The sequence below is a fragment of the Chitinophaga ginsengisoli genome, from assembly GCF_003014595.1.
Classification (GTDB): domain Bacteria; phylum Bacteroidota; class Bacteroidia; order Chitinophagales; family Chitinophagaceae; genus Chitinophaga; species Chitinophaga ginsengisoli.
The window spans coordinates 144,713-166,405 of the sequence record NZ_PYGK01000012.1 but is presented as its reverse complement, the minus strand read 5'-3'; the positions used below and the strand labels follow the sequence as shown (position 1 = coordinate 166,405).

Sequence of the window (21,693 nt, the reverse complement as noted above, 5' to 3'; positions counted from 1 at the left end):
GTTCCGGAACGTAAGATGAACGTAAGATGAACATAGGTGAAACATTGTTTGTACGGGATTATATCGGAGACAGGTCGGCCACACCTCCTTACGCCTCCGTCAGATGCGCTGTACAATTATACAGCTCACATTCCCATCGGTCATCGGTCACCGTAAATCGTGTAACAGAAGTATTTTTAAGGTTGGAATCCTGTGTAAGCGTAGGTGCCAGTTTACGAAGCAGATGACGGATAAAGCTGCCATGGCTTACGAGGAGGATATGTTTTCCGGCATGTTCCTGCAGTAGCTCGTCCAGGAAACCCATGCCTCGGCCTAATACGGATTGTTCTGTTTCCATGCCCAGTTCCAGCTGTCGCCAGCCTGCGCCCCAGCGGGCAATCCTGTCAGCCTCGGTAGTACCCTCGGTTTGTCCGCCGGATACTTCCATGAGGCGTTTATCCTGGCGTACATCGGTAATGCCTAGTCCTGCGGCAATGATCTCGCCGGTTTGTCTTGCGCGTGATAAATGACTGGAGTAGACCAGGTCCCAATGTTCGTCAGAAAGGCGGATAGCCAGTTTACGGGCCTGTTCAAGTCCTTCGGGGTCCAGAGGAATATCTGTGCTGCCCTGCATTTTCCCTTCTTTGTTCCATGCAGTACTTCCGTGCCGGATCAGGGCTATACGTGTCATAGGCACTCTTATGTGTTGGTTGCCGCAAATATACGCACAGAAAGCCAGTAATGAAAGCTTCAAAGCAGTTCCGCTTCGCTGATCAGGTTATTTTTCAACGCAAATACCACGACGCCGGCTGTATTTTTCACATTCATTTTTTCCAGTATGCGGGTGCGGTGTCCTTCCACGGTGCGCTTGCTGAGGAAGATCTTTTCACCTATTTCCTGGGCGGTAAACTGCTGGCAGATGAGACGGATGATCTCTTTTTCACGGTCGGTGAATGTAACAGGGGCATTGTCGCGGGAAGGATTAAAACGGCTTCTGACGATCATAGAAGCCAGCTTGGCAGAGGTTTGTTTACAGTAGAAGATGTTGTCTTCGTATACGCTGTTGATCGCTTCAATGATCTCCTGTTTGTCGGCATTTTTTAACAGGTAACCTTTGGCGCCGGCTTCCAGCATTTCGACGATCAGTTCTTCTTCATCGAACATGGACAGGGCGATGATCCGGATATGGGGTAACCGTTGCAAGAGGGTGCGGGTGGCCGTGATACCGTCCATTAAAGGCATCTTCAGATCTGTCATGACTACATCTGCTTCGACAGTTTCAAGTAGTTCCAGTAATTCTCTCCCGTTGTTGGCTTGTCCCACAAGGGTAATGTCGGGTTGCCTCGAAAGCATGAGTGCAAGTCCGTCACGGAAAATTTCATGATCGTCAGCTATCACTAGTCTAATGTCGTGATTCATTGAATGTAAGAATTGGGGTATGGAGTTGTCTCTCTGAGATTTCAGCAATAAAGTTACATTATCCCTCGGGAATTTTTACGAAATAGTTGGTGCCCTGGCCCGGCACGGAATCAATGGATAAGGAGCCGCCCAGGATGTCTGTACGGATGTCCAGGCTTTTCATTCCCAGTCCGGACGATTCAGTTCTGGCTTTTTTGACATCAAATCCGATCCCGTTCTCTTTGATCAATATCAGGTAAAAGCCATGTTCCCTGGTGAGTGCGATCTGCAGCTGTGTGGCTTTTGCATGCTTCAGCGTGTTGTGGGCGATCTCCTGGATGATGCGGAAAATATGGATCTCTTTTTCGGGCCGAATATCGATCTTTCCGGAGGTATGGAACTTTATTTCCAGGGGCTGTTTATCGGATAACTGTCTGATGAATTCACGCAGTGCTTCCGTCAGTCCTTTGCGTTCCAGTGTGGCGGGCAGGAGATTGTGCGAGATCTGCCGGAGACCACGGATCACTTCATCAATGTATCTGGACGATTTTGCGATGACCTGCTGGTCCCGTTCATCGGCAACGGCAATACTATGAATGTTCAGTTTGATGGTTGACAGTAAGGGCCCCATACTGTCGTGCAGGTCTGCTGCGATCCTTTTCCGCTCATTCTCCAGGATGGTGATCTCAGCTGTAATACGCTCCCGCTGCAGCTGTATGTAACGGCGGTGATATAATACGATAGATACCACGAAGAAGAGGATAATGACCGCTATCAGCACTGAAATAAATATCGTGATATAGAATATTTTATCGTCCATGGGGTATTATCATTTTGAGGCATCAGGTTGCCGGTATGCTATGCATCAAAATGTTTGTTAAAGTAGTAGGATGATTTAACAGGTATGCATAAAACTGCTATAGCATAGATCAAATTTACAAAAGCGTTGATATAATTAAACATAAAAATGATCCGTAACGACAGCACAGTGTCTGACCCGATGAACAGCGATGCCTCATAGATGATCTGGTAGATGAAGATGATGATAAAGCCCAGGCAGACGAGGAATCGTGCATTCCGGAAGAGGGATTTGTTGTCTTTTACGATGAGGTAGTTGATCTCATTGATGCTGAGCAGCACGGTGGCAAAAGCATAGGTGACGCGGAAATAGGGACTGAAGGCTTCCAGTTTATTGAAGATGATATTTTCAGTGATCCAGACAGCGGCAAAACCGAACAGCAATCCGATAAAAAGCAGCCGCTTTCGTTTTAGGGTGCCCCATACAAAGAACTGGTAGACGATCACAATGGACTCTGCCAGTCCGTAGAGGTTCGACGGAACTGCATTGCTGGTTTCCAGTACGCTGATACAAATGAAACTGATCGTTTCTGAAAGGAAAGCCAGCGAGAGGAGCAGGAGAAAGGGCTGAAAGCTTGGAACGGTCCTGTTAAAGCGTATCAGCCCTATCACTAAAGGAATTATCACCAGCTGGCTCACCAGAAAAGCGCCTAAATTATTCATCAGGAACAGGATGATAACAGTTATTATAGTTTGGCTTTGCAGAGTGGCGGACAACGTTGACCGCTTTCCATGGCCTGTTCAAGAGATGACGCTCTGGCTGGCTGAATGCCCGGTATAATGGCTGCTTTATCGCGGGATACCAGTGTGGTGAGAATGTCGGTACCGGAAGAATCCACCGGCAGCAATACCATTCTTACCTGGCCTTTTTCATCCTTACCCATATAGATACGGAGGCCTTGTGCACCTTTTGCATTAAGTATAGCGGCAATGGCATCCCGGTTAAAAGTTTCCCCCTCCGGAATATTGAATGCACTATCAAGATAGTTGCCGGGTAATTTACGCTGGAGTTCTTTTCTGCCGACAAGGAAACCCTGACGCAGGCTGCGGGCTTCATCGATCGAAATCACATGTACAAGTGCCCTGGCCTTGTCCAGTGGAATGTCTCTCTGCTGCTCATGATGAGGGGTACATTTTGTAAGTGCTGCTATGAGGACGGCAGCAGAAAAGAAACGTAGAAAATTACGATGCTCCATAAATAGCGGTTTTATGATGATTGAATATGTAAGCTACCAGATAGGACCGGAAATGGGCCGGGTAGAATTGCTGAAAATAAAACGTATAAATACCTGATATATACTCGTGCTCGTGACAGTGCGTGAAATCATCGTGATGTAATGGGGTGTTGCTGATGCGCTAAAGATAAATCAAAAAAGCGTACCGGAGGAACCGGGCCAGAATATTGAAAAAAAACTAATATCTGGTACTTATACAAGTAATGAAGGCGCGCTATTTTTGCGCTCCTTTTTACATTGACAATGAAAAAAACATCAGGGTTTAGTCCTGAGCAGCAACTAACCTCGCTGGATGCGCGGTTGTTATTATCCTTACAAAGGCTCAGCGACATGCTAAAAGCTATCCAGTGGGAACAGGCAAGGATCCTGGGAATCACACCCTTACAATTACAGATATTGCTTTTCACCGGGCATCATACTGACGCAGTTAATAAAGTAGCCTACATCGCAATGGAACTGCAACTAAGCCGTCCTACTATCAGTGATGCCGCTGCTGCGCTGGTCAGCAAAGGGCTGTTGCGTATTGAGAAAGACCTGAAAGACAGGCGTAGCTATTCCTTCCTCCTGACCGATACCGGCCAGGAAGTGCTGGAGCAGGCTGAAAAGTATACAGAAGAACTGTACGCTATTGTAGGGAAAAAACCTGCACGGGAGAAAATGCATCTCTATCAGTCTGTTTATACGATCATCGCCGGACTGAGTAATGAGAAAGGAGGTATGCAGCGTATGTGCTACAACTGCGCCCACTATGAAGGAAATAAGAAAAGACAACACGGATGCCGCCTGTTACAAAGAAAGCTGGAATCAGCAGAACTGCAGATAGATTGTCTGTATCATTCTACGTTATCATAGCCATTGAAAAGAGCTATATCATATCAATATCCGATAGAGGATATTTATAACTGTTGTATCACTTTTGCCAGTTTTCCCAAACCCTTAATGATCATGGGTTCTTCCAATGAAGCATAACCCAGTCTCAGACCGCTGATGTGGCTGTGCTGTGATGTATAATAACTGAGGGGATTGACCATGTTCATACCGGCAGACTGTACTTTCCGGAGCAGCTGTTCAGCTTCCACCTGTTTATGTAATTGCAGCCAGATGGCCAGTCCTCCCTGCGGACGAGTATAATGCGCCTGTCCGGCAAAGATGGAATGTATAATACTGTTGGCCAGTTCCAGCCTTTTCATATATACGTACCTGGTATTATGGATATGCCTGCGGATATCGCCTGCCGCCATGAGATTGGCAATAGCTTGTTGAAAGATAGGATCGCCTTCATGATTTACTACACTACGGTATGCAGACAGGGAGCTGATAAAGGCTGCCGGTCCGCATACAAAACTGATCGGCAGTGTATGCATCACCGATCCGATGTAAATAATATTATCCACATGCTCCATACCCGCCAGCGGAATATGATGTGTATGGAAATGATACTCATGATCATAATCATCTTCAATAATCACGAACTTGTATCGTTTACTTAATGCCAGTAAATCCGCACGCTTTTCTGCTGATAACGTGGTAGTAGTAGGGTACTGGTGATGTGGTGTAATATACAGCGCCTTTAAAGGAGTGCTGCGGCAGCATGCTTCCAGTTTCTCAATATTGATCCCCTCCGGACCGGAAGGGATGTAATGCAGTTGTGCCCCGGCTATGTTAAAGGCCTGCCAGGCAGGTTGGTAACCAGGATGCTCAACGGCAACATGATCACCCCGCGATAGCAGGGTCTGTGCTGTCAGGTATAAGGCCATCTGCATGCCATGGGTAATGCAGATATTCTCCGTAGTCACCGCCAGTCCCCGGTCATTATTCAGCATGGTGTTCACTTCCTGCAAGAGCAGCTCATTTCCCCTGTCGGTATTATTCGTGAAGATCTGTCGCTGATTGTCCTGCTGGAACAGTCGCTTGCATTCCCGGCTGATCTCGGCAACAGGGATGAGGTTCAGGTCGGGACGGCCATCGTCAAATATGATATCGTAATTACCGCTGGGATTGGATGGAGAAAGGGAGATGTTCACATGACGGAAAGGGATATGCAAGGAGGGCTTCGGAGGAGTTTCCTGGCCCGGTGGTCCTTTCTGTCCTGCCGGCATACTATCGCTTACCCGGGTGCCGCTCTTATAATGAGAGGTAAGCCACCCTGCGGCGGTAAGCTGGTCATAGGCAAGAATAATCGTATTCCTGTTCACTTTCAATTGCTGGGCCAGCACACGTGAGCCTGGCAGTAAAGCCCCTGGTAGCAGCCTTCCCCGCATTATTTCATTGATGATATACGCTTTGATCTGTTGATATATAGGCTCTTTGCTGTTAAACAACAGCTGGATCTGCACATGTCTGTAACTCTTCATAGCTGGCAATAAGGTATCCTTTGATATACGCAAGGCTACACCAGACGGTTGTTAATTTTTGTTAATGGAAAAAATAAATATTAGTATGAGCCCGCTAAGGGCTGTCGGGATTTTCGCAGACATCGAAAAATATCTATTTTTACAGAATGGATGCAGTTACGATAGAGAAAGCAGCGAATGCTATTGCTGATAAGCACCGGTTATCCATTATACTGGCAGCGTCCCGGCAATCCGCCATTCAATGCTGTGACATTACAGAGCTTACTGGTTTGTCTCAACCCACTGTGTCTCACCACATTAAGATCCTGGTAGATAGTGGGCTCCTCATTTATGACAAGACCGGCCGGAATGTTCAGTTAACCATTAATAAAGAGATGATGAAACACCTCTCTTCCTTTTTCGGGCAGCTAAGCTGATTTTATTTTTTATTTGGCTGATTGTTCTGCACCCATTACCTTTGTTTAACCAAATGGTTAAATCAAGTAGTTTAAATGGCACAAGAAAGAAATACAGAGGAATTGATCATAGAAGCAGCCAAGAAGATTTTTGTACAGCGTGGCCTGGCCGGCGCCCGTATGCAGGATATTGCAGATGAAGCGGGGATCAACAAAGCCATGTTGCATTATTACTACCGGAGTAAGGAAAAGCTGTTTGAAATTGTATTTAATGAGGCATTCTCAAAAGTAATAGGCCGGTTGGGCGCTATCCTGAACAGACCTATGCCATTAGAAGAGAAGATCAGGACGTTGGTGGAAAATTATATCGCCAACATTGCTGAAACGCCGTATCTGCCCATCTTTGTGCTGAATGAAATCAATCAGCAACCGGAGATGATGGTAAAGAGGATCAGCTCACAGCCTGCCTTTCCAGACATTATGCTCTTTATGAAAGAGATCATTGAAGCAGGTAAAAAGGGGCTCATCAGGGAGGTTAGTCCGGTGCAGTTATTCATGAATATAGTTTCCATGTGCATCTTCCCCTTTGTAGCGCGGCCCCTTATACAGGGCGTATTCCAGCAGGATAATGTACAGTTTAATCTGCTGATGGAAGAACGTAAAAAACTGGTGGGTGATGTCATCATCGCCTGGTTAAAGCCTTAGGGCTTTTTTTTGAACTGTAATTAACCAAATGGTTAAAATAAATAGTTAGCAAATGATGAAGTATCTCGTATGGGCCATGCTGTTATGCACTACGCCCCTTATGGCGCAGACAGTCCTCACACTGGAGGATTGCTACCAGCTGGCGCAAAAGAACTATCCGCTGATCAAACAGCGGGAGCTGATCAGCCGGACCGGCAATTATACGGTGGCGAATGCCGCCAAAGGATATCTGCCGCAGCTTAACTTCTCCGGGCAGGCTACGTATCAGTCGCAGGTAGTAGAGATCCCCTTCCCGGGTGCTCCTCAATTAAGTAAGGACCAGTATAAAGTACAGGCGGAAGTATCGCAGACCCTCTTCGATGGAGGGAATATCCATTATCAGAAAGAGCTGAGTAAGGCCAATACCGCCATTCAGCAGCAACAACTGGAGGTGAACCTGTACAACATAAAGGACAGGGTAAGTCAGCTCTTTTTCGGCATCCTGCTGATTGACGAGCAACTGCGGCAGAACGAGTTGCGGATGGAAGACATCCGGAGCGGGATACACAAAACCGAAGGAGCGGTTAACAATGGTACGGCTCTTCGTAGTAACCTGGATGAACTGAAGGCGGAATTATTGAATACTGAGCAGCTGCGTGTGCAGCTAAGAGCCAGCAGACAAGGTTACCTGCAGGTACTGGCGCTGTTCATCAATCAGCCACTGGATGATCAGGCCCTGCTCACAAGACCTGCGCCGACCACCATGCCTGCAGAGATCCGTCGCCCGGAATTGCTCCTGTACGACTACCAGCAGCGCAGTTATGAGGTACAGGAGAAGCAGCTGAAGGTAAACTACCTGCCTAAGGTCAGCGCCTTTGTACAGGGTAGTTACGGACGGCCTACGCTGAACTTTGTAAGTAACGAATTCGGCTTCTATGCGCTGGGAGGTATCCGCTTCAGCTGGGGACTGGGCAGCCTTTATACGAATAAGAACAGCAAACAGCTGTTGCACATCAGTAAGCAGGACGTGGATGTACGCAAAGAGACATTCCTGTTCGATACAAAACTTACCATGACCCGTCAGCAGATCGAAGCCGCCCAGTATAGTGACCTTATTCATCAGGATGAAGAGATCATCGCATTGCGTACTTCCGTAAAGAAGGCTGCTGTCGCACAACTGGAAAATGGGGTGATCACTTCGCATGATTATATCAGTCATGTGAACGCTGAAAGCCAGGCCAGACAAAACCTTATCCTGCATGAGATCCAGCTGTTGCAGGTACAATACAATAACAGAAACACATCCGGTAACTAATAAATCGTCGTTTGATATATGAAATACTTATCAATTCCCCTGATCTTTTTCTTCCTGGCTGCCTGCTCCGGCAGGGAAACGGAAGCAGATGCTTCGGGCAACTTTGAAGCAGATGAAGTGATCGTGTCTGCACAGCAGAACGGACAGCTGCTGTCATTTACTGCACAGGAAGGAGACACCCTGCGTGAAGGCGCCGTAGTGGGACAGATAGACGTCAACGGACTTACCATCCAGAAAGAACAGGCAGAAGCTACTATCTCTGCTTTAAGGGAAAAGACCACAGATCCGCAGCCACAACTGGCATTGGTACGCAAACAACTGGCTGTGCAGGAGTCCCAGCTGAAGCAGTTACTGCATGAACAACAACGTACAGAGAACCTGGTAAAGGCAGATGCGGCCACACCCAAGCAACTGGATGATATCAACGCAGCAGTAGACCAGTTACAGAAACAGCTGGTTGTTACACGACAGCAATTAACCGTCAATGAAACCAGTGTTGCTGACAGGAACAGGAGTGTGCTGAGTGAAAAAGGTCCCTTGCAGAAATCGCTGGACCGCTATGATGATGAGATCAGGAAGGGAGTGATTGTGAATCCGGTGAAAGGCACCGTGCTGGCAAGATATGCGTTACAGGGCGAGATGGCGGTAATAGGGAAAGCGTTGTATAAAATAGCAGATACAGACACGCTGCTGCTGAAAGCATATATCACCGGTACACAATTGCCGGAGATCAAACTGGGACAATCTGTAAAGGTATTGATCGATGCTGGGGAGAAGAAGTATAAAACCTATCCCGGCGTGATCTCTTATGTATCCAGTAAGTCAGAGTTTACGCCTAAAACCATCCAGACAAAAGAAGAACGCGCGAACCTGGTGTATGCCATCAAGATCCGTGTTCCCAATGATGGTTATCTTAAAATAGGCATGTTCGCTATCACTCAATTCCATTGATCATGGATACAGTCATACTGCAGCATATCAGTAAGTCGTATGTCAAAGAAGGACCACCTGCTTTACAGGATGTATCCTTTTCAGTAAAAAAAGGAGAGCTGTTCGGATTGATAGGTCCTGATGGTGCGGGCAAATCCACCATCTTCCGCATCCTGACCACCTTACTGTTGTCAGATAAAGGAAGTGCTACCGTAGCAGGATATGATGTGGTAAAAAACTACCATGAGATCCGCAGCTGCGTGGGATATATGCCGGGAAAGTTCTCGCTCTACCAGGACTTAACGATAGAAGAGAACCTGCATTTCTTTGCCACGCTGTTTGGTACTACCGTAGCGGCCAACTATGCGCTGATCAAAGATATTTATGAGCAGATCGCTCCTTTCAAAAACAGGCGTGCAGGGAAATTGTCGGGTGGTATGAAACAGAAGCTGGCGCTTTGCTGTGCACTCATACACCGGCCGGAAGTACTATTCCTCGATGAACCTACTACCGGTGTGGATGCCGTGTCCCGCAAGGAATTCTGGGAGATGCTGCAACGCCTGAAGGCAGAAGGCATCACGATAGTGGTATCTACGCCTTACATGGATGAGGCCAGCCTCTGTGAAAGGATTGCGCTGATACAGAACGGTCAGATATTGTCTATTAACACACCGGCTAAAATCATCGAAGCTTATCCGGGTAAGTTGTATGCGCTGACAGCGCCGAAAGTACACCTGCTCTTAAAGGATACAAGGCAGTATGCAGGCATCAGCTTATGTTATGCCGCGGGAGATAAGTTGCATCTGTCGTTTAAAGAGGAAGGAAAGGAGCATCCGGCAGGATTATTATCCTGGCTGGAAAGTAAAGGACATCAGGGTGTTCGCATTGAAGAGATCACGCCAGATATAGAAGATTGTTTTATTGCTAAAACATCGACTCATGAGTGAAAAGGCAATCGTCTGTAAAGACCTGACAAAACGTTTCGGCGATTTCGTTGCGGTGAATCATATTTCTTTTGATGTTGACAAGGGGGAGATCTTTGGCTTCCTTGGCGCAAACGGCGCGGGGAAAACGACAGCTATGCGTATGTTGTGCGGCTTGTCTTATCCGACTTCCGGAGAGGCTACAGTAGCCGGTTATAATGTGTTCAAACAGCAGGAAGCCATCAAACGTAACATCGGTTATATGAGCCAGAAATTCTCTTTATATGAGAGTCTCACGGTAAGAGAGAATATCCGTTTTTATGGCGGTGTCTACGGGCTGTCGGATAAACAATTAAAAGAAAAGGGAGATGAGCTGATCACCAAACTGGGATTGGAAAAAGAAGCAAAGATGATGGTGGGGAGTCTTCCGCTGGGATGGAAGCAGAAACTGGCATTCTCTGTAGCTATTATTCATCAGCCCAGGATCGTATTCCTGGACGAGCCGACCGGTGGTGTAGATCCGGTAACGCGCCGGCAGTTCTGGGACCTGATATATGATGCAGCCGCTAATGGTATCACGGTGTTTGTCACCACACACTACATGGATGAAGCAGAATACTGTAACCGTATTTCCATCATGGTAGACGGACGTATCGATGCACTTGATTCACCAGCCAATCTCAAGAAACAGTATGATGCTGCCTCTATGAATGAGGTATTTTATGCACTGGCCAGGACCGCAAAACGTTCTGCCGATTAAACAGGATATACATGAAACAGTTCATGGTATTTGTCAGAAAAGAATTTTACCACGTATTCAGGGACAGGCGCACCTTGCTGATCCTGTTCGGATTGCCGGTCATGCAGATCCTGTTGTTCGGGTATGCGCTGACAACGGAAATAAAGAATGCGGAGATCATCATTGTAGATCATGCCGGTGATGTGGCTTCACAACAGCTTACCACAATGATTGCTGCCAGTAAGTATTTTGATATCAGCGCCAGCGTCCTATCTGACGAAGATATTTATAAGTCTTTCAAAAAAGGAAAGGTAAAATGTGCCGTGGTATTCCCGATAGGCTTCGGCAATGATCTGCTGCATGGACAGACGGCCCAGATACAGCTCATTGCAGATGCTGCTGATCCGAATACAGCGAAAACATTGACCAATTACCTCACGGCTATCATTGCCGATTATCAGCAGCAGATCAATCCCACAGCCGCTATTCCCATGCGTATAGAGCCTGTTACCCGCATGCTGTACAATCCTGAACTGAATGGTTCTATGAATTTCGTGCCTGGCGTAATGGCGCTGGTACTGATGATCATTTGTACTACACTGACATCCGTATCTATTGTGCGGGAGAAGGAGATGGGCACCATGGAAATACTGTTGGTATCACCCTTTAAGCCTACCTATGTGGTGTTGGCCAAAGCAGTGCCTTACCTGGCATTATCCATGATCGATCTTATCATCATCCTGCTGCTGAGCGTATTCTTACTGGATATGCCTATCAGGGGGAATATCATACTGCTCTTCCTCGAAAGCACATTGTTCATCATTTGTTGTCTTTCGTTGGGACTGCTCATTTCCAGCGTTACCCGTACACAACAGATTGCGATGATGGTGTCTATGATGGGTATGATGCTGCCGACCATCTTGTTTACCGGCTTCATCTTCCCGCTGGAGAATATGCCGCTGCCTTTACAGCTCATCTCTAACCTGGTGCCTTCGCGCTGGTTCTATGTGATCATCAAGGCGGTGATGCTGAAAGGACTGGGAATAGGCGTGATATGGAAGGAAACACTGGTATTGGCGGGGATGACCACTGCGCTGCTGGTGATCAGTATTAAGAGCTTTAAAACACGTTTGTCATGAGAACACTGCGACTATTACTGGAGAAGGAATTCAGGCAGATATTCCGCGATAAAGGGCTTTTACCTATCATCTTTATCATGCCGATGGTACAGCTGTTGATCATGCCGCTGGCAGCGAATTTCGATGTGAAGAATATCAACCTGGCTGTAGTAGACAGGGATCATTCTACCTATACACAGCAGATGGTATCGAAGATCGCTTCTTCCGGATACTTCCGCATTACCGGGTATTACACGGACTATGCTCCGGCCTTGCATCAGATAGAAAGGGAAAAAGCAGACATCATTCTGGAGATACCTGCACATTTCGAAACGGACCTTGTAAGAGAAAGCAAAGCATCTGTCTACGTTGCCGCTGATGCTATCAATGGCACCAAGGCGGGACTGGGAAGTGCTTATCTTAATACCATCCTGGGTGACTTCAACAATGAGATCCGCATGAAATGGTTGCCAGCGAAGATGGCTGCAGCAGGTACTGTAGATGTGACTTATTCCAACTGGTTCAATCCGGAGATGAACTATCATCTCTATATGGTGCCGGGTATCCTGGTGCTGCTGGTGACTATGGTGGGAGGTTTTGTCGCTGCACTGAACATCGTAAAGGAAAAAGAGATCGGCACTATAGAACAGATCAATGTAACGCCTATCAAGAAGTGGCAGTTTATCATCGGAAAGATGATCCCCTTCTGGGTGATCGGTATGGTGGATTTTACCATCGGTCTGCTGTTGGCGAGATATGTATATGGAGTGATTCCTGTAGGCAGTCTCTTACTGTTGTATAGCTTCCTCGCGATATACCTGGTGGCGTTGCTGGGTTTTGGTCTGTTGATCTCTACGTACAGTGATAATCAGTTACAGGCGATGTTCGTAGCATTCTTCTTCATCATGATCTTCATGCTGATGAGTGGCTTATTCGTTTCAGTGGATAATATGCCATCATGGGCGAAGGTGATCGCGAAGCTGACGCCTGTTACGCACTTCATTGATGTGGTGAGGATGATCGTACTGAAAGGCAGTCGTTTCAGTGATATTAAGATGCAGTTCCTGTATGAGATTGCATTTGCGGTGGTGTTAAATGGCTGGGCGATCCTGAACTATCGTAAAACAGCATAAGTTTTTTTATACAGTATATACAGTTGTAGGTTTAAACAGGTGGCCGGGATAGTCTTGTCCCGGCCTTGCCATTTACGACATTTTCCGGATCAGTTTTCCTAATGTTTTTAAACCTTCGTCAATCTGTTTGCTCCAGGGATTGCTGAAGCTGATACGCATACAGTTGTTGTAGCGTTCCTGCAGAGAGAAGATCCTGCCGGGTGCAAAAGAGACTTTATGTTTTATCGCTTGTTCATATAGTTCATAGGTATTTACCTTTGGATGGAGTTCTACCCACAACACAAAACCTCCCTGCGGGCGGGATACGCAGCAGTCTTCCGGGAAGTATTCCCTGACCGCCTGCAGGTGGCGCATATATTGCGTATGCAGGTTCTTTCTCATGCCCCTGAGGTGATGCTCATACCGGTCATTCTCCAGGAAGCAGGCAATAGCGGCGCTGGGCAGGGAAGGAGAGGAGATAGAGTGGTGTCTTTTCAGGTTCAGTACTTTCTCTTTAAACTTACCCGGGGCGGTCCATCCTACGCGGTATCCCGGAGCGAGTGATTTGGAGAATGAGTTGCACAGCAGTACCAGTCCGCTGGTGTCAAATGTCTTACATACCCCGGGGCGTTCCTTGCCGAAGTACATATCTCCGTAGATATCATCTTCGATCAGGGGGATATTGTGTTTTTCCAGCAGTCTGACAAGTTCCTGTTTATTGCAGTCAGGCATACAGGCGCCCAGTGGGTTCGTGAAGTTAGTAACGAACAGGCATGCCTTAATTTTAAATTTAGGGATCGCTTTATCCAGGTATTCCAGGTCTACGCCGGTAGCGGCGTGCGTAGGCACTTCCAGTACTTTTAATCCCAGGCTTTCTGCCAGTTGCAGGGAACCGTAATATGCCGGGCTTTCCAGTGCGATCGTGTCGCCGGGTTGTGTGACGGCGGAGAGGCAGAGGGTCAGAGCGTCCATGCAGCCGTTGGTGGTGACGATATCCTCTTCGCTGATAGCGCCGCCCCAGAGAATGGAGTTGCGGGCTATTTGCCGGCGGAGGTCTGCGTTACCCTGTACAGGCTCATATGCGATGCCTGCGCTGGGGGATTTACGCAATGCCTGTATCAGCGCCTTGGATATCTTCGCTGCGGGCAATAATGCTTCTGGTGGGGCTGCAGAAGCGAACCGTGTGATATTCTGTAGGCTCATATCCTGGGATACCTGCGTGATCATTTCATGCAGTGTCACTTCTGAGGGCTTTTTTACGGCTTCACATGCTTTGGGCATTTCCGGCATCTTGCGGGGACTGAAGATTACGTAATAGCCTGATTTCGGGCGGGATTCTATCAGTCCTTTTGCTTCCAGGTGGTAGTAAGCCTGGAAGGCGGTGCTCATACTCACGCCTTGTTCTTCACTCATGGTGCGGACGGAGGGGAGTTTGTCCCCGATCTTTAGTACATCTTTGGAGATGAGTTGTTCCAGTTTGTCGGCGATCTGGAGGTAGAGATGTTCGGCTGTTTTTAGCATGGCGATCTGATATGGTTCGAAGGTAAGGAAAATTAATCTGATATGGTTTTGGCTGTTGTTGCGGTGAAGGAGTGTTCTAATAATTATGGGGATGGGGTTTGTTTGGGGAGTAGCTCGCGGTTCCAGGTGGGACCACGGGCTGTACCCCTTTTCGATCCTTGCTATTGGGCTTTATCAAGGCGTGTTTGGCTTTTAGAATTTTATTAAACCCCTGGTTTATCGCATCAGCATCTCAAAGGGCTAAGGCCCTTTGGTCTCCACCTGAAACCGTCCGCGACTTGGAGGGTGAGATAGGAGGAAAGCGGTCCGTTGTAATTGCCGTCATCCTCAGATTTGTAATGTAGGGGAGTAGCTCGCGGTTCCAGGTGAGACCACGGGCTGTACCCCTTTTCGATCCTTGCTATTGGGCTTTATCAAGGCGTGTTTGGCTTTTAGAATTTTATTAAACCCCTGGTTTATCGCATCAGCATCTCAAAGGGCTAAGGCCCTTTGGTCTCCCCCTGGAACCGTCCGCGACTTGGAGGTTACGATAGGAGGAGGGCGGTCCGAACAACTACGTTTTCTTGCGGAGTTTTGAAATCGAGTGGGGAAATATTTTGCGCAACTGGAAAATTGCATAAATTTATGCAACTAAAAAATTGCATAATGGAGGAACTGTTTAAAGGCGTAGCCGATCCGGTACGCAGGGAGATCCTTTCCCTGTTACGTTTGCAGCCATTGAATGTGAATCAGATCAATGAGCATTTTGGTGATATCAGCCGGCAGGCAGTATCCAAGCATCTGCAATTGCTGGAAGAGAGCGGTTGGATAAAGATCTATCAGGCAGGTAGAGAACGGTACGGATATCTTAATAAGACAGCATTCTATTCCCTGAAAGAATGGCTGGATGCCTATCTCCAATGGGGAGAACAATCATTAGAGAATGATCATGGCGTCTTTCTTGAACCAACGGCTTATGAGAAAGGTGCTCCCCTGACACATCCTGTGATGTTGCAGGCCATGCTGAGTAAGGATAAGGAATTCGACGGCCTGTTCTATAATGCAGTACGCACAACCGGGATCTTTTGTAAGCCGTCCTGTTCTGCAAATCCAAAGCCCGATAATGTGACTTTTTATCTTACGAGAGATGAAGCTCTAAAGAATGGTTATCGGGCCTGTAAACGTTGTAAGCCATAGGATAATGCACGGTATGAATAGTGTAGCGTGATGCCAACAATACATGCACAGTACATGCAAAATATAAGTACATAGCATAAGCGCAGTGTATAAGTGCATAATATAACTGCATAATATAACTGCATAATATAAGTGTATTGTATAGCGCATAATATAAGCTAATAGCAGAAGAGCATAACATAGGTAGTAGTATAAAGTATAGTATGGGTCACTAAGATCAGCGCTGATTATCTAATTATTAAAGAACATTCATGGGTCAACAGATAGTTGTCAATATACCGGTTACTAATCACGATAATTTTTCTTTTGCGGAATGCCTGGTCTTTTTGGGCCGTTCGGAAAAGGAGTGTCTTCATTATGTGGAGAATGGGGTAGTGCAGAAGATGATCGTATCGAATGGTCAGCCGGTACTGGTAGAGATCAGTGATGACGCTGCATCGAAGGGATTGCGTGCGCTTGTTAGGAGTGCAAACAAAGGCGACGAGTTACAGGGCCTGAATGGATTGAAAACATTGAAACGATTGCGATTTGATGGTTTGGATGCCCTGAATCGATCAGATGTGGGAACAAGCATAGATGAGGAATATATACGACGGTATATCAGTCATTGGTTGCATTTGGATGCAGATCTGCGGCCATTCTATGACTTTGCGGCAAAGGATAGTGTATTGGCTTCTCTGGCAGAGCGCTATAAAGGATTGAGATTGATCGGTATCCCGGATCTGTTTGAGGCGCTGACATGGAGTATTACCGGACAACAGATCACATTGGGTTTTGCTTATACCTTGCGTCAACGGTTTATTCAGGCATTTGGGCATCATGCCGTTATTGATGGGAAAGACCATTATGTGTATCCTCATCCTTCCGTAATTGCTGCATTAGAGCCGGCATCCCTGATCAGTATGCAATTCTCGCGCAGTAAGGCAGATTATATTATCCGGTTGGCCCAATCCATGACAGACGGACATCTGACGGCAGGTCAGCTGCAACATATGGATTATCAGCAAGCCAGAGAACATCTGATATCCTTCCGGGGGATCGGGAACTGGTCAGCTAACTATGTATTGATGAAACACCACCGCCATCACCAGGCATTACCGTTGGAAGATGCGGGCTTACATAACGCATTGAAACATCAACTACAATTGTCTTCAAAACCATCATTGGCAGATGTAAAAGCATATACACAGCATTGGAAAGAACATGCAGCATATGCCACATTTTATTTATGGCGGTCGCTTTACTGAAACTGTATAGCGTCAATAATAAAGGCTATTTAATAGGCTATATAATGAACTGTATAAAGACTCTATAAAGACTGTATAAAGACTGTATAAAGACTGTATAAAGACTGTATAAAGACTGTATAAAGACTGTATAAGCGACTATATAATTAACTATCATCATCCAGATAATACTGAATAATATGATTACATCTCACATACCACCAAATATACCATCAGATACAGGAGCAGAGCTGTCATCATATATACATACAATTATCACACCGGTAGGACCACTTACTATTATCGGTGATGTTTATGCCATCAATACCTTGACTTTCAAAGAGGGAATGTCCGTTACACATGATCCATTACCGGATACATTGTTACAATGCGTAGCAGAGCTGGAAGCCTACTTCGCCGGAAGTCTGCAGCAATTCACTTTTCCTATTGCACAACCTGGAACGGAGTTTCAACAAACAGTGTGGCAACAACTGACAATGATCCCATACGGTCAGACCATATCTTATATGCAATTGGCAAAGCGGATCAATAATCCGAAAAGCATCCGGGCAGTAGGCACTACAAATGGCAAGAACAGAATAGCGATTGTCGTACCATGCCATAGGGTAATAGGTAGTGATGGCTCGCTTACGGGTTATGCAGGAGGAATCTGGCGTAAGAAGTGGTTATTGGAACATGAGATAAAGCAAAAGTTTGGGTCATTGGAACTATTCTGATATGTTATTATGGTATGGTATTCTGGTATGTTATTCTGATATAGTATTCTGATAAGGTATTCTGATAAGAGATGGTGGAGGATAAATAAATAACAGAGAGGGGTAATCAAACAGAAGTATTGTAGGACCGGGATTAAACAACATTGAAGATGAGAATTAAAATCAGAATAGAGATTAGGAGCACTAAATATAAAGGATAGCACTACAACGGCTGAATGAATTGAGTATCACTGATTATAGCTTGTTGAACAGGCAATAATAAGCAATATTATTGGCGCTCTTTTTATAAGAAGAACGTAGTGAAGCGACAGGTTTTCAGATGGAGATGCAGGGCCTTAGCCCTTTGAGATGCTGAGACGACCTAACTGGGGTTTAATAAAAATCCCAAAGCCAACCACGCTTGATAAAGCTCAATAGCAAGGATCGAAAAGGGGTACAGCCCGGAATCTCTCATCTGAAAACCCAAGCGGCACGGTCAACGCGGCACGGTCGACGCGGCACGGTCAACCGGCGCCGCACCACCAAAAACAAACCGTAACCAAACAAAACTCCTAAAAAAAACAAATCAAAACATTCCGAAACCATCAACTAATCAAGCTGCCAAAATCCCAATCTGATCTGGTCAAAAATTACAAAACTGAATCTGTTTTATATCCCGAAATTATTCCAATTTTGAAGTCTCGTTCCCTAATCGTTAAATCAACCTCAGATGAATCAGTTATTACGCCAGGATCTAAACAAAGTAGACGCCTTCCTTCAAGAAGTAAAAGACTACAGCGTATCTTTTTTATCAGGATTAGACGCACTGCCGGTGAAAGCCGCCAGCGCTACATTCGAGCGTTTAGAACTACCACGAAAGGGAATGGGAGCAAAGAACGCCCTGTTACAATTCAGAGAACGTTACGGACGACACCTCGCCGGCAACAGCGGCCCACGAAACTGGGGATTTGTAACAGGTGGTGCAACAGTACCGGCAATAGCCGGCGACTGGCTAACAGCAGTTTTCGATATGAATGCCGCGGATAAGGATACGGCACCATTACAGATAGAAACGGAAACAATTGCAATGCTCCGGCAACTGTTCGGGTTGCCGGATGCATTTTCCGGATGCTTTGTGACAGGCGCTACTATGGCTAATTTCGCGGGGCTCGCCATCGCACGACAATGGCTCGGAAATCAACTGGGCGTAGACGTAGCACAGGAAGGAATGGCGGCACTGGCAAATGCGAGGATCATCTCCTGCATACCACATTCCAGTACGGTAAAGTCACTCGCCATGCTGGGATTCGGAAGAAATGCCATACTGAAGTTATCCAGTCTGCCGGAAAGAGAAGCGATTGATATTGACGTACTGGAAGCATATCTGAAAGCACACAAAGGAACACCATTGATCGTCGTAGCCAGCGCAGGCACTGTCAATACGGTAGACTTTGACGACCTCGCAGCCATCGCCAGACTAAAAGAAACATATGGCTTTTGGTTACATATAGATGCCGCATTCGGTGCCTTCGCAGCCTGTGTGCCTGCATATAGACATTTGCTGAACGGCTGGGAAGCGGCAGACAGTATCACCATCGACGCACATAAATGGCTGAACGTTCCTTATGATGCTGCGATGATCTTCACGCGTCATCCGCAACTGCAACTGGATACGTTTAAGAATGCAGGAGCCGCCTACCTGGGAGATCCCGCGAAGGACTTTAAATATAGCAACTACACACCCGAAAACTCGCGACGCCTGCGCGCATTGCCCGCCTGGTATTCGCTGGTAGCCTACGGTGCAGATGTATACGCCGATATTGTGAATAATAATATACAGTTGGCGCGTCAGCTGGGAACACTGATAGAAGAGAATGACGCATTCCGTTTACTGGCGCCTGTCAGACTATGTGTTGTCTGTTTTACATTAAATGTGGCCGATGAAGAGAAGCAGGCAGCTACTGATGCCTTGCTGAAAGTCCTGGACGATGGTGGAAAAGTAATGTTGACATCAACAGTTTACCAGGGAGTGCCGGCTATCCGCGCGGCGTTGGTGAACTGGCGTACAACAGCACAGGACCTTGCTATTGTGTGGGAAGAAATAAAACAGCAGGTAGCAACATTAATGGTAAAATAGGCTTCCATAGATATCATTCACAACCATAACAACTTCGGAGTATGAAAAAGTCAAACACGAATGCCTATATGGCATTGGTGGTAGTCAGTATTTTCTGGGGTACCACTTACCTGGCCTCCAGGATCGGTGTTCGCCATATGCATGGTCTTATGCTAGCGGGAATCAGGCAGACAATTGCCGGTATACTTTTAACAAGTTTCTTTTTGCTGAAGGGATATAAGGTTCCGGAAAAATTTGTCTTGTCGCGACTCTTTGTGATCGGTGTGATGATGCTCTGTCTGAGCAATGGTCTGATCACATGGGCGATGCAATATATACCCAGCGGACTTTGCGCCATCATCGTAGCAACAGTGCCTATCTGGATAACTATATTCAGTTACTTCCTGGTACAACGCACGAAGTTTACGATAATGCTGATAGCAGGCATGCTGATCGGATTGCTGGGCGTAGGAGGGATCTTCTATGATTATTTGTCCAGTCTGACGAATCCGGATTTCCGCTTTGGGATCTTTCTGACATTGATAGCCTGTATCAGCTGGGCGATAGGATCTGTGCTGACAGCACGTTGGGCACTGAAGATTAACTTTCTTTATGGCGCGGGTTTCCAGATGTTATTCAGCGGTATTGTGATGACGATTGTTGCAACGATGATGGGACAGTCGTTACCGTTAGACGGATTCAATATAGAATTGTGGGGCAGTCTGTTGTACCTGATCTTTATAGGATCAATACTGGGTTATTCATCTTATGTGTTCGTGTTGAATAATCTGCCGCCTTCGCTGGCCTCTGTATATGCTTATATCAATCCGATAGTAGCAGTATTACTGGGGTGGCTGATCCTGCAGGAGCACCTGAACTGGGTAACAGGTCTTTCCTGCCTGGTAACGCTGGGAGGTGTATATATGGTTAACAAGGCTGTTAATAAAAACAAACAACAATATGGCACCACTACAAAATAATGAAGTAAAACTGGTTGACTATATACCAGCTTATCAGCCGCATTTCGAGCGACTGAACAAGTGGTGGATAGAAAAATACTTTACAGTAGAACCTGTTGACGAAGATGTGCTTGGTAAACCGGAGCAACATATTATCGCAAAGGGAGGAGATATCATTTTTGCAATGGTAGGTGAAACAATTGCAGGTACTGTAGCGTTAAAATCTATAGATGCAGAAACGGCAGAAATGACGAAGATGGCTGTTGATGAAGCTTATCAGGGACACCGGATAGGCTGGAAACTGGCAGAGGGGATTTTGGAAGTGGCCAGAAGGAAGGGATTGAAAAAAGTTGTCTTGTACTCTAATACGAAACTGGCAGTGGCGCTGAACATGTATCAGAAGCTGGGATTCCGGGAAATACCAGTAGAAGAAGGGCGCTACGAACGGAGCACCATCAAGATGGAAATAGTATTTGGTGAGGAAAACAGACTGTATGCAATAGCCGACGGATTAATTAATGCAATAAATACAGCAGTGCCACTTTTAAAACAAATCCCTGAAACCACAGCAGCAGAGCGGGTTAGCAGAGGTAAGTGGAGCCCAAAAGAAATAATCGGACATCTGATTGATTCAGCAATTAATAATAATGTTCGTTTTATACGATCCCAACAGATATCTTTGTTGGAGATTCCTGGATATGCGCAGGATTTTTGGGTAAGAGGACAAGCCTGGCAGTTCAGCAGCTGGCAGGAACTGATTGATTTATGGGCGGGAATGAATAAGCATCTGGCGTTGACTATACGCGCCATACCCGCGAAGGCACTGCAACATCTGATAAAAATTAATGAGAACGAACCTGTCACACTGGAATATGTGGTGATAGATTATTTAGAGCATTTAAAACACCACCTCACTCAGGTGAAAATAATATTATAAAG

The 21,693-nt window shown here is 46.3% G+C and carries 22 protein-coding genes; 15 read left to right on the top strand and 7 right to left on the bottom strand.

The annotated features are described in order from the left end of the window. Positions 1-88 precede the first annotated feature (88 nt). From CLV42_RS24390 to CLV42_RS24370, 5 genes are read right to left on the bottom strand one after another with little or no spacing between them, the layout of a single operon-like run. Entirely contained in the window at positions 89-670 is a 582-nt protein-coding gene (locus tag CLV42_RS24390) for a histidine phosphatase family protein (RefSeq protein WP_106604543.1), read from the bottom strand. 59 nt (positions 671-729) lie between these two features. Further along, positions 730-1,398: a response regulator transcription factor gene (locus CLV42_RS24385; protein WP_106604542.1), complete on the bottom strand. Its 669-nt coding sequence runs from the start codon at positions 1,396-1,398 to the stop codon at positions 730-732. A 58-nt stretch (positions 1,399-1,456) separates the two neighbouring features. Continuing rightward, positions 1,457-2,197, bottom strand: coding sequence for a sensor histidine kinase (locus CLV42_RS24380; RefSeq protein WP_106604541.1), 741 nt, complete (start codon positions 2,195-2,197; stop codon positions 1,457-1,459). Between the two features lie 38 nt (positions 2,198-2,235). After that, a complete protein-coding gene (locus CLV42_RS24375; RefSeq protein WP_106604540.1) occupies positions 2,236-2,898 on the bottom strand; it encodes a hypothetical protein in 663 nt (220 codons plus the stop codon). Between the two features lie 23 nt (positions 2,899-2,921). Next, positions 2,922-3,431: a hypothetical protein gene (locus CLV42_RS24370; protein ID WP_106604539.1), complete on the bottom strand. Its 510-nt coding sequence runs from the start codon at positions 3,429-3,431 to the stop codon at positions 2,922-2,924. A gap of 282 nt (positions 3,432-3,713) precedes the next feature. Between CLV42_RS24370 and CLV42_RS24365 the strand changes: the two genes are divergently transcribed. Further along, positions 3,714-4,322 carry a MarR family winged helix-turn-helix transcriptional regulator gene (locus tag CLV42_RS24365; RefSeq protein WP_106604538.1) on the top strand — a complete coding sequence of 203 codons (609 nt, stop codon included), beginning with the start codon at positions 3,714-3,716 and terminating at the stop codon, positions 4,320-4,322. Positions 4,323-4,366: 44 nt separating this feature from the next. Here CLV42_RS24365 and CLV42_RS24360 read toward each other — a convergent pair whose 3' ends face one another. Continuing rightward, entirely contained in the window at positions 4,367-5,824 is a 1,458-nt protein-coding gene (locus tag CLV42_RS24360; RefSeq protein WP_106604537.1) for an aminotransferase-like domain-containing protein, read from the bottom strand. Between the two features lie 146 nt (positions 5,825-5,970). Here CLV42_RS24360 and CLV42_RS24355 point away from each other — a divergent pair, with 146 nt between their 5' ends. From CLV42_RS24355 to CLV42_RS24320, 8 genes are all read left to right on the top strand, one after another. Further along, positions 5,971-6,240, top strand: coding sequence for an ArsR/SmtB family transcription factor (locus tag CLV42_RS24355; protein WP_106604536.1), 270 nt, complete (start codon positions 5,971-5,973; stop codon positions 6,238-6,240). A gap of 75 nt (positions 6,241-6,315) precedes the next feature. Further along, a complete protein-coding gene (locus tag CLV42_RS24350) occupies positions 6,316-6,924 on the top strand; it encodes a TetR/AcrR family transcriptional regulator (RefSeq protein WP_106604535.1) in 609 nt (202 codons plus the stop codon). A gap of 52 nt (positions 6,925-6,976) precedes the next feature. Then, positions 6,977-8,218 carry a TolC family protein gene (locus CLV42_RS24345; protein WP_245901725.1) on the top strand — a complete coding sequence of 414 codons (1,242 nt, stop codon included), beginning with the start codon at positions 6,977-6,979 and terminating at the stop codon, positions 8,216-8,218. Positions 8,219-8,236: 18 nt separating this feature from the next. Continuing rightward, on the top strand, positions 8,237-9,169 hold the full coding sequence (locus CLV42_RS24340; protein ID WP_106604534.1) for an HlyD family secretion protein: 933 nt from the start codon (positions 8,237-8,239) through the stop codon (positions 9,167-9,169). A gap of 2 nt (positions 9,170-9,171) precedes the next feature. Next, positions 9,172-10,095 carry an ABC transporter ATP-binding protein gene (locus CLV42_RS24335; protein ID WP_106604533.1) on the top strand — a complete coding sequence of 308 codons (924 nt, stop codon included), beginning with the start codon at positions 9,172-9,174 and terminating at the stop codon, positions 10,093-10,095. Continuing rightward, positions 10,088-10,831, top strand: a complete 744-nt coding sequence (locus CLV42_RS24330; RefSeq protein ID WP_106604532.1) for an ABC transporter ATP-binding protein — start codon at positions 10,088-10,090, stop codon at positions 10,829-10,831. Before CLV42_RS24335 ends, CLV42_RS24330 begins: the two co-directional genes overlap by 8 nt. Positions 10,832-10,842: 11 nt before the next feature. Next, entirely contained in the window at positions 10,843-11,949 is a 1,107-nt protein-coding gene (locus tag CLV42_RS24325) for an ABC transporter permease (RefSeq protein ID WP_106604531.1), read from the top strand. Next, entirely contained in the window at positions 11,946-13,061 is a 1,116-nt protein-coding gene (locus tag CLV42_RS24320; protein ID WP_106604530.1) for an ABC transporter permease, read from the top strand. Before CLV42_RS24325 ends, CLV42_RS24320 begins: the two co-directional genes overlap by 4 nt. A 72-nt stretch (positions 13,062-13,133) precedes the next feature. Here the strand turns inward: CLV42_RS24320 and CLV42_RS24315 are convergent, their stop codons facing one another. Beyond that, positions 13,134-14,561: an aminotransferase-like domain-containing protein gene (locus CLV42_RS24315; protein WP_106604529.1), complete on the bottom strand. Its 1,428-nt coding sequence runs from the start codon at positions 14,559-14,561 to the stop codon at positions 13,134-13,136. A 645-nt stretch (positions 14,562-15,206) separates the two neighbouring features. On the opposite strand from CLV42_RS24315, the gene CLV42_RS24310 reads away from it, so the two are divergent. The 6 genes from CLV42_RS24310 (at position 15,207) to CLV42_RS24285 (ending at position 21,691) form a co-directional block, all read left to right on the top strand. Next, positions 15,207-15,737 (top strand): ArsR/SmtB family transcription factor, encoded by a 531-nt coding sequence (locus tag CLV42_RS24310; RefSeq protein ID WP_170117631.1) that lies wholly within the window; start codon positions 15,207-15,209, stop codon positions 15,735-15,737. Positions 15,738-15,988: 251 nt separating this feature from the next. Next, a complete protein-coding gene (locus CLV42_RS24305; protein ID WP_106604527.1) occupies positions 15,989-16,984 on the top strand; it encodes a DNA-3-methyladenine glycosylase family protein in 996 nt (331 codons plus the stop codon). A gap of 179 nt (positions 16,985-17,163) precedes the next feature. After that, complete coding sequence (locus tag CLV42_RS24300) at positions 17,164-17,700, top strand: methylated-DNA--[protein]-cysteine S-methyltransferase (RefSeq protein WP_106604526.1); 537 nt, start codon at positions 17,164-17,166, stop codon at positions 17,698-17,700. 709 nt (positions 17,701-18,409) lie between these two features. Next, positions 18,410-19,816 carry a pyridoxal phosphate-dependent decarboxylase family protein gene (locus tag CLV42_RS24295; RefSeq protein ID WP_106604525.1) on the top strand — a complete coding sequence of 469 codons (1,407 nt, stop codon included), beginning with the start codon at positions 18,410-18,412 and terminating at the stop codon, positions 19,814-19,816. A 41-nt stretch (positions 19,817-19,857) separates the two neighbouring features. Further along, the gene (locus CLV42_RS24290) at positions 19,858-20,775 is read left to right on the top strand and encodes an EamA family transporter (protein WP_106604524.1); all 918 of its coding nucleotides are present in this window, start codon (positions 19,858-19,860) and stop codon (positions 20,773-20,775) included. Further along, the gene (locus CLV42_RS24285) at positions 20,756-21,691 is read left to right on the top strand and encodes a GNAT family N-acetyltransferase (RefSeq protein WP_106604523.1); all 936 of its coding nucleotides are present in this window, start codon (positions 20,756-20,758) and stop codon (positions 21,689-21,691) included. The genes CLV42_RS24290 and CLV42_RS24285 overlap by 20 nt, the downstream gene beginning before the upstream one ends. Positions 21,692-21,693 lie beyond the last annotated feature (2 nt).

Coding starts and splice junctions, on each gene's coding strand:
- CLV42_RS24390 (WP_106604543.1), bottom strand. CDS start 670: ATGACACGTATAGCCCTGATCCGGCACGGAAGTACTGCATGGAACAAA.
- CLV42_RS24385 (WP_106604542.1), bottom strand. CDS start 1,398: ATGAATCACGACATTAGACTAGTGATAGCTGACGATCATGAAATTTTC.
- CLV42_RS24380 (WP_106604541.1), bottom strand. CDS start 2,197: ATGGACGATAAAATATTCTATATCACGATATTTATTTCAGTGCTGATA.
- CLV42_RS24375 (WP_106604540.1), bottom strand. CDS start 2,898: ATGAATAATTTAGGCGCTTTTCTGGTGAGCCAGCTGGTGATAATTCCT.
- CLV42_RS24370 (WP_106604539.1), bottom strand. CDS start 3,431: ATGGAGCATCGTAATTTTCTACGTTTCTTTTCTGCTGCCGTCCTCATA.
- CLV42_RS24365 (WP_106604538.1), top strand. CDS start 3,714: ATGAAAAAAACATCAGGGTTTAGTCCTGAGCAGCAACTAACCTCGCTG.
- CLV42_RS24360 (WP_106604537.1), bottom strand. CDS start 5,824: ATGAAGAGTTACAGACATGTGCAGATCCAGCTGTTGTTTAACAGCAAA.
- CLV42_RS24355 (WP_106604536.1), top strand. CDS start 5,971: ATGGATGCAGTTACGATAGAGAAAGCAGCGAATGCTATTGCTGATAAG.
- CLV42_RS24350 (WP_106604535.1), top strand. CDS start 6,316: ATGGCACAAGAAAGAAATACAGAGGAATTGATCATAGAAGCAGCCAAG.
- CLV42_RS24345 (WP_245901725.1), top strand. CDS start 6,977: ATGATGAAGTATCTCGTATGGGCCATGCTGTTATGCACTACGCCCCTT.
- CLV42_RS24340 (WP_106604534.1), top strand. CDS start 8,237: ATGAAATACTTATCAATTCCCCTGATCTTTTTCTTCCTGGCTGCCTGC.
- CLV42_RS24335 (WP_106604533.1), top strand. CDS start 9,172: ATGGATACAGTCATACTGCAGCATATCAGTAAGTCGTATGTCAAAGAA.
- CLV42_RS24330 (WP_106604532.1), top strand. CDS start 10,088: ATGAGTGAAAAGGCAATCGTCTGTAAAGACCTGACAAAACGTTTCGGC.
- CLV42_RS24325 (WP_106604531.1), top strand. CDS start 10,843: ATGAAACAGTTCATGGTATTTGTCAGAAAAGAATTTTACCACGTATTC.
- CLV42_RS24320 (WP_106604530.1), top strand. CDS start 11,946: ATGAGAACACTGCGACTATTACTGGAGAAGGAATTCAGGCAGATATTC.
- CLV42_RS24315 (WP_106604529.1), bottom strand. CDS start 14,561: ATGCTAAAAACAGCCGAACATCTCTACCTCCAGATCGCCGACAAACTG.
- CLV42_RS24310 (WP_170117631.1), top strand. CDS start 15,207: ATGGAGGAACTGTTTAAAGGCGTAGCCGATCCGGTACGCAGGGAGATC.
- CLV42_RS24305 (WP_106604527.1), top strand. CDS start 15,989: ATGGGTCAACAGATAGTTGTCAATATACCGGTTACTAATCACGATAAT.
- CLV42_RS24300 (WP_106604526.1), top strand. CDS start 17,164: ATGATTACATCTCACATACCACCAAATATACCATCAGATACAGGAGCA.
- CLV42_RS24295 (WP_106604525.1), top strand. CDS start 18,410: ATGAATCAGTTATTACGCCAGGATCTAAACAAAGTAGACGCCTTCCTT.
- CLV42_RS24290 (WP_106604524.1), top strand. CDS start 19,858: ATGAAAAAGTCAAACACGAATGCCTATATGGCATTGGTGGTAGTCAGT.
- CLV42_RS24285 (WP_106604523.1), top strand. CDS start 20,756: ATGGCACCACTACAAAATAATGAAGTAAAACTGGTTGACTATATACCA.